The organism is Arsukibacterium sp., assembly GCF_036735525.1.
Lineage (GTDB): Bacteria > Pseudomonadota > Gammaproteobacteria > Enterobacterales > Alteromonadaceae > Alishewanella.
In genome coordinates, this window is record NZ_DAINOE010000001.1 from 42,205 (window position 1) to 55,947 (window position 13,743).

10 protein-coding genes are annotated in these 13,743 nt (G+C 50.2%); 2 read left to right on the forward strand and 8 right to left on the reverse strand.

The genetic code is table 11. The features are described from left to right. Window positions 1-95: 95 nt before the first annotated feature. Together guaA and guaB are read right to left on the reverse strand one after the other, a co-directional pair. Complete coding sequence (gene guaA / locus V7D78_RS00225; protein WP_333606405.1) at window positions 96-1,673, reverse strand: glutamine-hydrolyzing GMP synthase; 1,578 nt, start codon at window positions 1,671-1,673, stop codon at window positions 96-98. 77 nt (window positions 1,674-1,750) lie between these two features. Further along, window positions 1,751-3,220, reverse strand: coding sequence for an IMP dehydrogenase (guaB, locus tag V7D78_RS00230; protein ID WP_333606406.1), 1,470 nt, complete (start codon window positions 3,218-3,220; stop codon window positions 1,751-1,753). Window positions 3,221-3,372: 152 nt separating this feature from the next. On the opposite strand from guaB, the gene xseA reads away from it, so the two are divergent. Further along, a complete protein-coding gene (gene xseA, locus V7D78_RS00235; RefSeq protein WP_333606407.1) occupies window positions 3,373-4,710 on the forward strand; it encodes an exodeoxyribonuclease VII large subunit in 1,338 nt (445 codons plus the stop codon). Window positions 4,711-4,949: 239 nt separating this feature from the next. After that, window positions 4,950-5,522, forward strand: a complete 573-nt coding sequence (locus V7D78_RS00240; RefSeq protein ID WP_333606408.1) for a gamma-glutamylcyclotransferase — start codon at window positions 4,950-4,952, stop codon at window positions 5,520-5,522. 92 nt (window positions 5,523-5,614) lie between these two features. Here the strand turns inward: V7D78_RS00240 and V7D78_RS00245 are convergent, their stop codons facing one another. The 6 genes from V7D78_RS00245 to ispG all read right to left on the reverse strand — a co-directional run bounded on the left by V7D78_RS00245 (window position 5,615) and on the right by ispG (window position 13,742). After that, complete coding sequence (locus V7D78_RS00245; protein ID WP_333606409.1) at window positions 5,615-7,870, reverse strand: arginine/lysine/ornithine decarboxylase; 2,256 nt, start codon at window positions 7,868-7,870, stop codon at window positions 5,615-5,617. Window positions 7,871-7,886: 16 nt separating this feature from the next. Next, window positions 7,887-9,371 (reverse strand): ribosome biogenesis GTPase Der, encoded by a 1,485-nt coding sequence (gene der, locus V7D78_RS00250; RefSeq protein WP_333606410.1) that lies wholly within the window; start codon window positions 9,369-9,371, stop codon window positions 7,887-7,889. A 73-nt stretch (window positions 9,372-9,444) separates the two neighbouring features. Further along, window positions 9,445-10,629: an outer membrane protein assembly factor BamB gene (bamB, locus tag V7D78_RS00255; protein ID WP_333606491.1), complete on the reverse strand. Its 1,185-nt coding sequence runs from the start codon at window positions 10,627-10,629 to the stop codon at window positions 9,445-9,447. A 6-nt stretch (window positions 10,630-10,635) separates the two neighbouring features. After that, entirely contained in the window at window positions 10,636-11,265 is a 630-nt protein-coding gene (locus V7D78_RS00260) for a YfgM family protein (protein ID WP_333606411.1), read from the reverse strand. A 38-nt stretch (window positions 11,266-11,303) separates the two neighbouring features. Continuing rightward, on the reverse strand, window positions 11,304-12,569 hold the full coding sequence (hisS, locus tag V7D78_RS00265; protein ID WP_333606412.1) for a histidine--tRNA ligase: 1,266 nt from the start codon (window positions 12,567-12,569) through the stop codon (window positions 11,304-11,306). Between the two features lie 69 nt (window positions 12,570-12,638). Beyond that, window positions 12,639-13,742, reverse strand: coding sequence for a flavodoxin-dependent (E)-4-hydroxy-3-methylbut-2-enyl-diphosphate synthase (gene ispG / locus V7D78_RS00270; RefSeq protein WP_333606413.1), 1,104 nt, complete (start codon window positions 13,740-13,742; stop codon window positions 12,639-12,641). Window position 13,743 lies beyond the last annotated feature (1 nt).

A 13,743-nucleotide genomic window follows, 5' to 3' on the forward strand; every position in this document is an offset into this window, starting at 1 on the left:
TGTCGAGCCGATCAGCTCCGGCAGCATACAGATAGTATGTGACCGGAGTGAACGGCGAACACAATGCCGTCTGCGTGGCAAGGATAACGGTTAAATTATTCCCATTCGATAGTCGCTGGTGGCTTGCCGCTAATATCATAGACCACACGGCTAATGCCGTTGATTTCATTGATAATACGGTTAGACACCTTACCCAGCAGCTCGTAAGGCAGATGCGCCCAGTGCGCGGTCATAAAATCGATGGTCTCTACTGCGCGCAGTGATACGACCCAATCGTATTTACGGGCATCACCCATGACACCCACAGATTTCACCGGCAGGAATACCGCAAACGCCTGGCTGACTTTGTTGTACAAATCGGCCTTGTGCAGCTCTTCAATAAAGATAGCATCGGCACGGCGCAGGATATCGCAGTATTCTTTTTTGATTTCGCCCAGTACCCGCACGCCAAGGCCTGGGCCCGGGAACGGATGACGGTATAGCATGTCGTATGGCAGGCCTAACTCTAAACCGACCTTACGCACTTCGTCTTTGAACAGCTCGCGCAGCGGTTCTACCAAGCCCAGTTTCATGTGCGCCGGTAAACCGCCCACGTTGTGGTGCGATTTAATCACATGGGCTTTGCCGGTAGCAGAGCCTGCAGATTCAATCACGTCAGGATAAATGGTGCCCTGTGCTAACCACTTGGCGTTTTCCAGCTTTTGTGATTCTTCATCGAACACTTCTACAAAGACGCGGCCAATAATTTTGCGCTTGGCTTCCGGTTCGTTTTCACCGGCTAAGGCGTCTAAAAAGCGCTGCTCAGCTTCTATTTTAATAATGTTCAGGCCAAAATGGTCACCAAACATATCCATTACCTGCTTACCTTCGTTTAAGCGCAGCAGGCCGTTATCAACAAAGACACAGGTCAGGTTTTTGCCAATGGCACGGTGTAACAGCATGGCCACTACCGAGCTGTCAACGCCGCCAGATAAACCTAAAATAACCTTGTCATCACCAATTTGCTGCTTTAAGCGGATAATAGCGTCTTCAATAATCGAGGCCGGTGTCCACAGTTTGTCGCAACCACAGATGTCGACGACAAAATGCTCCAGCATGCGCAGGCCCTGACGGGTATGCGTCACTTCCGGATGGAACTGCACGCCATAAAACTGGCGAGCTTCATCGACCATACCGGCATGTGGACAAGTTGAAGTCGTGGCGCAAGTGAGAAAGCCCGCTGGAATTTCCACCACTTTATCGCCATGACTCATCCATACATCTAACAGCGCATTGCCGTTACTACCAATGTGATCTTCAATCTTGGCAAATAAATCGTTGGCCGCTACCACTTCTACCTGTGCATAACCAAACTCGCGCATATCGGAGCCCTGCACCTTGCCGCCCAGTTGCTCAGCCATGGTTTGCATGCCGTAGCAAATGCCCAGCACCGGCACACCGGCTTCAAACACATACTGTGGTGCGCGCGGTGAGTTCATTTCGTGCACGCTTTCCGGGCCGCCAGATAAAATAATACCGGTGGGGTTAAAATCACGAATTTGCGCTTCGCTGACATCCCAGGCCCATAGCTCACAATAGACGCCAATTTCGCGCACCCGGCGCGCAATTAGCTGAGTGTACTGGGAACCAAAGTCGAGAATAAGGATGCGGTGGTGATGAATGTTTTTGTTCATAGCGACCTTTAAAAACGTTTAATACTTTTAAAAAGTAAAGTGGCTGGGGTTAGCCAGCCACATTAGCAAAACACCAGTTAACCTAAGCGGTAGTTTGGTGCTTCTTTGGTGATTTGCACATCATGCACATGTGACTCGCCCATGCCTGCTGCGGTCACTTTGACAAACTCAGGCTTGGTGCGCAGGGTGGTCATATCCGGGCAACCGGTTAAGCCCATGGCTGAGCGCAGGCCGCCCATTTGCTGGTGAATAATGTTTTCAATCGGGCCTTTGTAAGCCACGCGGCCTTCAATGCCTTCCGGTACCAATTTTTCGGCGTTGTTACTGCCCTGGAAATAACGATCTGACGAGCCATTGCGCTGTGCCATAGCACCTAATGAGCCCATACCACGGTATGATTTATAGTAACGGCCCTGATACAGCTCAACGTCGCCTGGCGCTTCTTCAGTACCGGCAAACATAGAGCCGACCATCACGCAGTGCGCACCGGCCACTAAGGCTTTGGCGACATCACCGGAGAAGCGGATACCGCCATCGGCAATAATACACACATCAGTACCTTGCACGCCTTCTACCGCATCGGATATCGCGGTAATTTGCGGTACACCACAACCGGTAACAATACGGGTGGTACAAATGGAGCCCGGACCTATGCCGACTTTCACGGCATTGGCACCAGCGTCAGCTAAGGCTTTGGCGCCTTCAGCTGTGGCGACATTACCGGCGACAATTTGTAAATCCGGGTACTGGGCACGGGTTTCTTTAACCCGATCAATAACACCTTGCGAGTGGCCATGTGAGGTATCAATTAACAATATATCGACACCGGCTTCTACTAAGGCGGCAATACGCTCATCAGTGCCCGGGCCTACGCCAACTGCCGCACCCACGCGCAACCGTCCTAATTCGTCTTTACAGGCGTTAGGCTTGCTGGCCGCTTTATAGTAATCACGAACCGTGATAAGCCCTTTTAATTTATAGTTGTCATCGACCACCAGCACTTTTTCAATGCGGTGTTTGTGCATTAGCTTTAAGGCATCTTCACGCGGGGCATTTTCATTCACTGTGACCAGCTTGTCGCGCGGCGTCATAACTTCGGTCACTTTAGCTTGCAGATTAGCTTCAAAGCTCATATCTCGGCCGGTAACAATACCCACCAGATCGCCTTGATTATCTAATACCGGAAAGCCGGAAAAACCATGTTGCTGTGCAAGGGCTTGCACATCACGTACTGTCATATCGGCCAGTGCGGTGACCGGATCCGATACCACGCCGCTTTCATATTTTTTCACCTTACGGACATTCGCGGCCTGCTCTTCTATGGTCATATTCTTGTGAATAAAACCCAGACCACCTTCCTGCGCCAGCGCTATGGCTAAGCGGGCTTCGGTTACCGTGTCCATAGAGGCCGATACCATTGGAATATTCAGCGTGATGCTTTTGGTCAGTTGAGTGCGTAAATCCGCAGTGTGGGGTAGTACGGTAGAGTGCGCCGGCACCAATAACACATCGTCAAAGGTAAGGGCTTCTTTCTTGATCCTGAGCATTGCAACAATCTCGCTGTGAAGGATGAAAAGATAGGGAATGTTGCGGCGCAATTTTAGCGGAAATGCAGCAATAGAACAATGGGTTTTTTCTTTTTGTGCTGATAGCCAGCCATAGCGTACACTAATGCCAGTTCAGTCACTCAGGGCCCGGCATGCAAAACCCCGATATTTATACCGTTTCCCGCTTAAACAGCGAAGTCAGGCTTATTTTAGAGCTGCAGTTTCAGCGGCTGTGGCTGGTGGGTGAAGTGTCTAACTTTGTGCAGGCCGCCTCGGGCCATTGGTATTTTTCACTGAAAGATCAGGCCGCCCAGGTAAAGGTAGCGATGTTTAAGCAGGCCAACCGCAATGCTACGGTAAAGCCACAAAACGGCCAGCAGGTGTTAATCCGGGCGCGCATAAGTGTGTATGAGCCACGCGGTGAGTATCAGTTACTGGCCGAGATGATAGAGCCGGCCGGTGATGGCCTGTTAAAACAGCAGTACGAGCAGCTAAAAGCCCGGCTGCAGGCCGAGGGCTTATTTGCTGAAGAACGTAAAAAGCCATTGCCGCCACACATCAGTCGGGTAGGCATTATCACCTCTCCCACCGGCGCCGCTGTGCGTGACATCAGTACCGTATTACAACGCCGAGCCCCGGGCATAGCGGTTATAATCTACCCCTGTCAGGTGCAGGGCGATACCGCCGCAGCGCAAATGCACGCTATGCTCAGCACCGCCATTAGCCGCAATGAAGTGGATGTACTGATTATTGGCCGCGGCGGCGGCTCATTAGAAGATTTATGGTGTTTTAATGACGAGCAGCTGGCCCGCGCCGTTGCCGCCTGCCCTATCCCTATTGTCAGCGCCGTGGGGCACGAGATTGACTTTGCGCTCACCGACTTTGTCGCTGATGTGCGCGCCGCAACACCGTCTGCCGCGGCCGAGCTGGTATCGCCCGATCAAAGCCATTTGCTGGAACGGCTACGCCGCCTGCAAAGTGCTCTGGTGCAAGCACAGCGCAATCAGTTACAACGCTTAGCGCCCAGCCTGAAACAATTGGAGCAACGCTTATTAGCGCTGCACCCGAAACGGCGCTTACAACAACAGCAACAACGCTTAGACGAGCTGCAACTGCGTTTAAACCGGGTTATTGGCCAGCAGCTAACTAACGCCAAACGCCAACAACAGTATTTGCAGCAAAGCCTGCAGCACCTATCGCCGGCTAAAGCCATTAAGCAGCAGCATGACCAGCTGCAGCAACTGCAACAACGGCTGCAGCGTGGCATAAGTTTGCAACTAAAGCAGCAGCAACAAACCCTCTGCCGCTTAAGCAACCAGCTAAACACCGTAAGCCCACTGGCGACTTTAGCGCGTGGTTACAGCATTACCTTTGATGACAAACAACAGGTAGTAACCTCCAGCAGCCAGCTAAAAGCCGGGGAGAAGGTAGCGATTAAACTGGCAGAGGGTGGTTTTGATGCAGAGGTAATAAAACTGAATGAGCCATAGGCCGCTATACGCTGGGTTAAAAACTAATGAGTTTTATCCAAACAGAAAAAGAGAAAAAGGGGTCGGAGCCAATAATCACCATGCCGGTACAAAGCACTGAAATACATAGAGTTATTATGGCTCGTTTTTAATTATCTCCGACCACTTTTTCCTTGAGCCTGCACTGTCGCCAGAATATTGCTACCATGCTTGGCCATCCCTAAAATGTACTTTTGCCAACAGTGCCAGTCTGGAGAGCTATGTCACACAACACTATCGCCTTGAACAAGCAGAACCAGCCGTTGGATCATCTGGATTCAGTCTGGTTGTTTGGTTATGGCTCACTGATTTACAAAGCCGATTTTCCTTTTCTCAAGTGTAAGCCTGCCTGTATTTATGGCTGGCAGCGCCGTTTCTGGCAGGGCTCGCATGATCATCGCGGCACACCAGAGGCACCAGGGAGGGTATTAACCTTAGTTGAAGCACCGGGCGCGCGCTGCGCCGGCATGGCCTATAAAGTGACACCTGATACCTTTGAACACCTGGATCACCGCGAAAAAAACGGCTACCTGCGGGTGTTTACCGAGTTGCACTGGCTGGATGAACCTGGACAAACAGAAGGCCTGGTATATGTAGCCAGCGCCGATAATGAAGCCTTTCTAGGACCGGACACCGATGCCGCCATCGCCGCACATATTGCCAAAAGCCAAGGCCCAAGTGGCCCCAATAGCAAGTACCTGTTGAAGCTGGCACAAGCACTACGCGATATGAATGAGCATGATGAGCATGTGTTTGCCATTGAGCGCGAGCTGATAAAGCGAGTACAGTGCTAAAAACGTCAGAAATGAAAAACCGGGCAGTGCAGCACACCAACCCGGTTTTATTTAGCGTTTAGCACATAGCTTTAACACTCAACATTTAGCACTTACTCCACCACCACATCAATAAAGTAATGACTTTCACCGGCAATGGTTTCGCGCACTAAACCGTGCACATCGGTTTCAAAGCCAGGGAACTGGCTATTAAACGCCCGGGTAAATTGCAGATAGTTGATAATGGTTTTATTAAAGCGCTCGCCTGGCACCATCAACGGTATACCTGGTGGGTAAGGCGTAACCAGCATTGCTGTGACACGACCTTCGATATCATCGATTGACACCCGCTCAATTTCGCGGTGGGCCATTTTCGCCCAGGCATCAGCCGGGGTCATAGCGGTGTCTATGGTCGACAAATACATCTCGGTGGTGACTTTCGCCACGTCAAACTGCCGGTAAATATTATGAATTTGCTGACATAGATCGCGCAGGCCGACTTTTTCATAGCGCGGATTTTTAGCAACAAATTCCGGCATTACCCGCCACATCGGCAAGTTTTGATCGTAATCGTCTTTAAACTGCTGCAACTCAGTGACCATAGAGTTCCAGCGGCCTTTAGTAATACCAATGGTAAACATAATAAAGAACGAATAAAGGCCGGTTTTTTCAATAATAATACCATGCTCAGCCAGATACTTACTGACGATAGTAGCCGGAATACCCCACTGATCAAACTGCCCCTGCAGCGTCAGACCCGGCGTGATAATAGTGGCTTTAATCGGGTCAAGGATATTAAAACCAGAGACAATATCACCAAAGCCATGCCAGCTGTCGGCAGCATGCAGCATCCAGTTATCGCGCTCACCTATGCCCTCTTCCGGCAAATGCTCGGGGCCCCATACGGTAAACCACCAGTCATTGTCGCCAAATTCTGCATCCACCTTGCGCATGGCACGGCGAAAATCTATGGCTTCAAGCAGGCTTTCTTCCACCAGCGCGGTACCACCCGGTGCTTCCATCATCGCCGCTGCTACATCGCAGCTGGCAATAATGGCGTACTGCGGGCTGGTCGAGCTGTGCATTAAATAGGATTCGTTAAAGCGGTGCGTATCCAGGCTACGGTGCTGGGCATTTTGCACCAAAATTTGTGATGCCTGCGACAAACCGGCCAGTAGTTTATGGGTAGATTGCGTAGCGAATACCAGGGTTTCTTCTGAACGCGGCCGGTCTTTACCTATGGCATGCATATTATGGTAAAAATCGTGGAAGCTGGCATGCGGCAGCCAGGCTTCATCAAAATGCAGCGTATCTATGGTTGAGCCCAGCTGCTGCTTTATTTCTTCCACATTATACAAGATACCATCGTAGGTACTTTGGGTAATGGTTAAGATGCGCGGCTTTTTATTTTTGGCATTACGGGCAAAAGGGTTGGCTTCAATCTTTTTAGCGATGGCTTCGGGCGAAAACTCGCTTTTCGGAATAGGGCCAATAATGCCGTAATGGTTGCGGGTCGGCATTAAAAATACCGGTATGGCACCGGTCATAATAATAGAATGCAAAATCGATTTATGGCAGTTGCGATCCACTACCACTATATCACCTGGTGCGACCACGGAGTGCCAAACCATTTTATTCGAGGTTGAGGTACCGTTGGTAACAAAAAACAAATGATCGGCATTAAAAATACGGGCCGCATTTTGCTCACTTTGCGCTACCGGCCCGGTGTGATCCAGTAATTGCCCCAGTTCATCCACTGAGTTACAGACATCGGCCCGCAGCATATTCTCACCAAAAAACTGGTGAAACATCTGGCCCACCGGGCTTTTTAAAAAGGCCACGCCGCCGGAGTGCCCCGGGCAGTGCCAGGAGTATGAGGAATCCTCTGCATAATGCATTAACGCATTAAAAAATGGCGGTGCCAGCGCATCCAGGTACTTTTTGGCTTCGCGGATAATATGCCGGGCAACAAACTCAGGCGTATCTTCAAACATATGAATAAAACCATGCAGCTCACGCAAAATATCATTGGAGATATGGCGGCTGGTTCGGGTTTCACCGTATAAAAAAATCGGAATATCGGCATTGCGCTTACGCACTTCTTTGACAAAGGCGCGTAGCTCAGCCAGCGCGGCACTGACTTCGGCATCAGTACCACTGCCAAATTCTTCATCGTCAATCGACAAAATAAAGCAGGAGGCACGGCTGGCTTGTTGGGCAAAGGCCGTTAAATCAACATAGCTGGTGTAACCCACTACCTCAAAACCATGGCTGCCAATGGCCTCGGCTAAATCACGGATACCTGAGCCTGAGATATTCTCTGAACGAAAATCTTCATCTATCACGATTACCGGAAAACGGAATTTCATCTGTTAATCCTTAGTATTAATCTTTTTTAGCGATTTTTTGCCGGGCTTTCATCAGGCGCTCGCGCTTGTACTTTTGCAATGCCGTTTCCGTGTTCTTTTTAGTCGGGGTAAAGGGGTTCTCACCTTCACGGAACTCCACCCGGATCGGCGTGCCCATCATCTGCAAGGCTTTGCGGAAATAATTCATCAGGTAACGCTTGTATGAGTCGGGTAAGTCTTTTACCTGATTACCATGAATAACCATAATAGGTGGGTTATAACCACCAGCATGCGCATATTTCAGCTTAACACGACGACCATGCACCATCGGCGGCTGATGATCTTCCTGTGCCATTTTCATGATCCGGGTAAGTAAGGATGTACTAACGCGCTTGGTGGCAGAATCAAAGGCCTCTTCTACCGACTCAAATAAATTGCCCACGCCTGAGCCATGTAATGCAGAAATAAAATGCAACCGGGCAAAGTCGATAAAGCCCAGCCGACGGTCCAGCTCGCGCTTCACGTCCTCTTTTACCGACTCATCCAAACCATCCCATTTATTCACGGCAATCACCAGCGAGCGGCCGGCATTTAACGCAAACCCCAGTATGCTTAAATCCTGATCAGAAATGCCCTGACGCGCATCCAGCACCAGGATCACCACGTTGGCTTCTTCAATCGCCTGTAAGGTTTTAATGACCGAGAATTTCTCAACCATATCATCAATTTTGCCGCGACGACGCACACCAGCGGTATCAATCAGGGTGTAATTACGCTCATTGCGCTGCATCGGAATAAACACTGAATCACGGGTGGTACCGGGCATATCAAATACCACTACCCGCTCTTCCCCTAAAATACGGTTGGTCAGCGTTGATTTGCCGACATTTGGCCGGCCGACAATCGCCAGCTTAATGTGCTCAGAGCGTAAACGTGCCGCTTCTGCATCGGCTTGCTCTTCGGTCAGGGTTTCCAGGGCAGGAGCGTCTTCACTCAGCGTTTCAATGTCGTCTTTGGTTTGCAGTTTATCCGCTAAAAACGGCAGCAGTGCATGTTGCAATAACGATGACACGCCACGACCATGTGCTGCGGCTATAGGGTATACCTCGCCTATGCCCAGGCTATAAAAGTCAGCCACAGCGGTATCGGCATCCAAACCATCGGTTTTATTGGCGACCAGAAAAACCGGCTTTTCTACACGGCGAATATGATCGGCTATGGCACTGTCACCTACCGTCGCGCCAGCGCGGGCATCCACCATAAACAACACCACGTCAGCCTCGGCAATGGCCTTAAGCGACTGCTCAGCCATTTCCACTTCGATGCCTTGCTCATTGCCATCGATACCACCGGTATCTACCACAATAAATTCCATGCCCTCGAAATTTACTGAGCCATATTTACGATCCCGGGTTAGACCGGGAAAATCTGCCACTAAGGCATCACGGGTGCGGGTTAAGCGATTAAACAGTGTGGATTTGCCAACGTTGGCACGGCCCACCAGGGCCACTACAGGTAACATGTTGTCAACCTCAAAAATAACAAAAACAGGTCTGTACAGACCTGTTTGTTAGGTGTTTAAAAAAAGGTACCGGTTAAGGTGTTTTTAATAAGACTAGCTCACCATCACGGCTTGTCACTAACAGGTAGTCATTATTCGCTACCGGATCAGCATAAAAACCTGATGGATCAAACAGCTGCCGTGATACTAAATCGCCATTAGCACGATCCAGCCAATGCAGATTGCCTTTGTTATCACCCACCACCAAATAATCTTTGTATACGGCAGGGCCAGTCAACATATGGCGATGTAAGCCAGTCTGGCTCCAAATTTCAGTACCATTGCGCCGATCAACCGCATGGATCCTGGCTTCAGAATCTACGATGTAAAGGGTATTACCTGACACCGCCATATTGCGGAAACTGGCGTAATCGCGTTTCCACAGTTGCCGGCCAGTTCGTAACTCCAGCGCCATCAATTCGCCATTAAAAGCAATGGTGTATATAGTCCCTGCAATGACCAGAGGCTTAGCTTTGACATCTACCAGCCGCGATAAATCGGTGCTGCCTTTAGGGGTAGCCACCACTTCTTCCCAGGCCTGAAAGCCCCGGTCTACCACCAGTACACCAATTCGACCAGAAGCTGTGCCATAAACAACACCACCACTATCAATAACAGGCTGGCTTACCCCACGCAAGCTCAGTGCCGGCATTTCGTTTTCAAATAACCAGCGTTGTTCACCCGTTTGTGGATCTAGCGCGACAATGCTGCCGGACCCCAGCGCAACCACCACCAGATTATCACCCGCTACCGGGGTTGCCAGCACTTCGCCTTTAACCTTGGTGCGCCATAGCAGCTCGCCACTGTCTTTATCCAGCGCTAATACTTCGCCATTTTCAGTGCCAACAAACACTTTACCATAGCCGTAACCTACACCACCGGCCAGCAATGCTGTTTTATCAGACCAGGTCATCAACACTCGGCGTAAGCGTGAAATCGTTTCCCCCTTGCGCGCATCAAAGGTCCAGTTGCGTTTTCCGCTGCTCAGTTCAATGGACGCGACTATGCCTTCACGGCTGGCGGCATAAATAGTATCTTCCGTCATTAATGGCGTCAGGGCTGAATCGTAATGCGCTACGCCCTTACCTACCTGAGCATCCCACACCCGATCAGGCGTAAAACGATTCTCTACCTCAGGTAACAGCAATTTTTCTTTATTCGAGCAGCCGGCAATAGCCAACACCAGCGCCAGCGCAGCCAGCCGTTTAACAGTTACCACCAAAATCTACCCCTTAGTGGCTGCAATGTGCGCCAGCTCATCTAATTTAATTTGTAGTAACGGCTGTTGCTGAGTACTGCTCTCTAGTGCCTGCTGATAGCTGACCTTAGCCTGGACGAACTCGCCTTGCGCTAACAACACATCACCTTTAATTTCTGCCAACTGCGCATTAAAGCTTTCCGGTACCGGCTGTGCTAACACTTGCAGTGCTGCAGCATATTCGCCGCGCTCCAGCTGCACTCTTGCCAGTCTCAGCTGAGCCAGAGCACGCACCGCAGGTTCTTTACTGTGCTGCTGCACAAAGCTCAATTGTTGGGCTGCCGCGGCCAGATCACCGGCGTTAACCGCCTCTTTAGCGGCAAGTAGAGCGGTAAACTGTGCATAATTATTGCTACCTTGCTCAGCGATAAATTGCTGGGCTTGTTCCAGCCATGCTTCATTGTCCTGTTGTTGCAGCAATTGGCTGTAAGCTGAGGATACGCGCTCGGCACTGGCCCTTTGTTCGGCCTGATAGTAACGCCAGCCATATAAGCTGACTAAACCAATCACTACCCCACCAACAATAGCTTTACCATATTCATGCCAAAAACGTTTAATCGCTTCAACCTGTTGTTCTTCGCTGCTGTATATTTCCACGTTACTACTCCGTTAATTCAATCGACCTGCATGCAGGTTCAGGCCAGTTGCTCAGTCAGCTTACTGAGTTCAATCGTTTGTTGAGGGTGTGACTCACGCAACCATTTCAGGGTAATTTCGCCCCGCGCCAGCTCTTCATCGCCTAAAATCAGCGCTATGTCAGCACCCGATTTATCAGCCTTTTTAAATTGTTTTTTCAGGTTACCACCGCCGCAGTGCAAGATAACACGTTTTGCCGGTAACTCGCTACGCAGCCTTTCGGCAACAGCAATAGCTGCAAGTTCCGCTTGCTCTCCTACTGCCATCAGATAAATATCCGCAGTAGCAGGTAAAGCGGGGACTAAATTCAGGCTTTGCAACAGTAAGACTAAACGTTCCAGCCCCAGGGCAAAGCCTACCGCAGGTGTCGGTTTACCGCCGAGCTGCTCCACTAAACCATCATAGCGACCACCAGCACACACTGTGCCCTGGGCACCCAGCTCAGTGGTCACCCACTCAAATACCGTTTTGTTGTAATAATCCAGGCCACGAACCAGCCGTGGATTGATCTCAAATTCAATACCGGCAGCACTTAAGCGACGCTGTAATTGTGCAAAATGCTCAGCAGACTCTTCATCCAGGTAGGCCGATAATTGCGGTGCTTTGGCTAATACCTCTGCCAGCGCCGGGTTTTTACTATCCAGCACCCGCAATGGGTTAGTGTATAAACGCCGACGGCTATCTTCATCTAACAGTTCAAGATGCTGTTCTAAATACGCCACCAAGGCTTCGCGGTATTCGGCACGCGCCTGATTAGACCCCAGCGAGTTTAGTTGCAACTTAACATAAGGCGCTAAGCCCAGTTGCTGCCAGAATCGGGCACTAAGAATAATGACTTCGGCATCAATATCGGCGCTGGCAATGCCAAAGGCTTCCAGACCAAACTGATGGAACTGCCGGTAACGGCCTTTTTGTGGCCGTTCATGGCGAAACATCGGGCCGGTATACCACAACCGTTGCTCCTGATTGTACAGTAATCCATGTTCATTACCTGCCCGCACACAGCAAGCGGTCCCTTCCGGGCGCAAGGTTAGGCTGTCGCCATTGCGATCGGTAAAGGTGTACATTTCTTTTTCGACGATATCTGTTACTTCACCGATAGAGCGCTTAAACAGTTCCGTCATCTCCACTATGGGAAAACGAATTTCGCTATAACCATAGCGGCTGACGGTATCACGCAGTGTCTGCTCAACAAATTGCCACAAAGCAGTGTCTTGCGGCAGGCAGTCGTTCATGCCGCGAATGGCTTGAATAGATTTTGACAAGGTTAGGTTTCCTGTAATCTGGCCGCTAGGCTGAAAATGGCGCTATTCTATACGTAACTGGCGCAAAAGTTAATCCAACTGCCTTACCGCAATGCGCTGTTGCAGATATTGCCGCACCTGCTGCTCTAGTTCACTGGCAATATTACCGTTATCCAGTCGCAGTTTTTGCCGCTCACCATTTACATAGAAGCCACTTTTTTTACTGGCACCGGCCACGCCTAAATCAGAAATCAATGCTTCGCCAGGGCCATTTACCACGCATCCAATCACTGACACAGTCAGCGGCTCAATAATATCTTCCAGCCGTTGCTCCAGTTCGTTCATGGTTTTAATGACATCGAACTCCTGCCGCGAACAACTGGGGCAGGCAATAAAATTAATGCCACGCTGGCGAATACGTAATGACTTTAAAATATCAAAAGCGACTTTCACTTCTTCTACCGGATCAGCTGCCAGCGAAATACGTAGCGTATCGCCGATACCCTCGGCTAACAGCATGCCCAAGCCAATAGCCGATTTAACGGCACCGGCACGGGCGCCACCTGCTTCGGTGATCCCAAGATGTAAAGGTTGCTTAATTTGTTTCGCCAGTAAACGATAAGCACCCACCGCTAAAAATACATCTGACGCTTTCACACTGACTTTAAACTGATCAAAATTCAGCCGATCCAGAATATCCACGTGGCGCATCGCTGATTCTACCAACGCCTCGGGCGTAGGTTCACGGTATTTTTCCTGAATATCTGCCTCAAGCGAGCCACCGTTGACCCCAATACGAATAGGAATATTGTGATCGCGGGCACAATCTACCACGGCGCGAATGCGATCTTCGCGGCCAATATTACCCGGGTTAATCCGCAGGCAATCCACGCCATATTCAGCCACTTTTAAGGCGATACGGTAATCAAAATGGATATCAGCAACTAAAGGCACCGTCGATTGCTGTTTAATTAATTTAAAGGCTTCAGCAGCCTCCATAGTAGGTACTGATACCCGCACTAAATCGGCGCCTGCCGCGGCAATGGCACGTATTTGTGCCACAGTGGCGTCCACATCAGTGGTACGGGTATTGGTCATGGACTGCACTGCGATCGGCGCATCGCCACCAATCAGTACTGAGCCTACTTTAATTTGCGTGCTGATACGACGCTTTATCGGGTTATCTGCAAACATG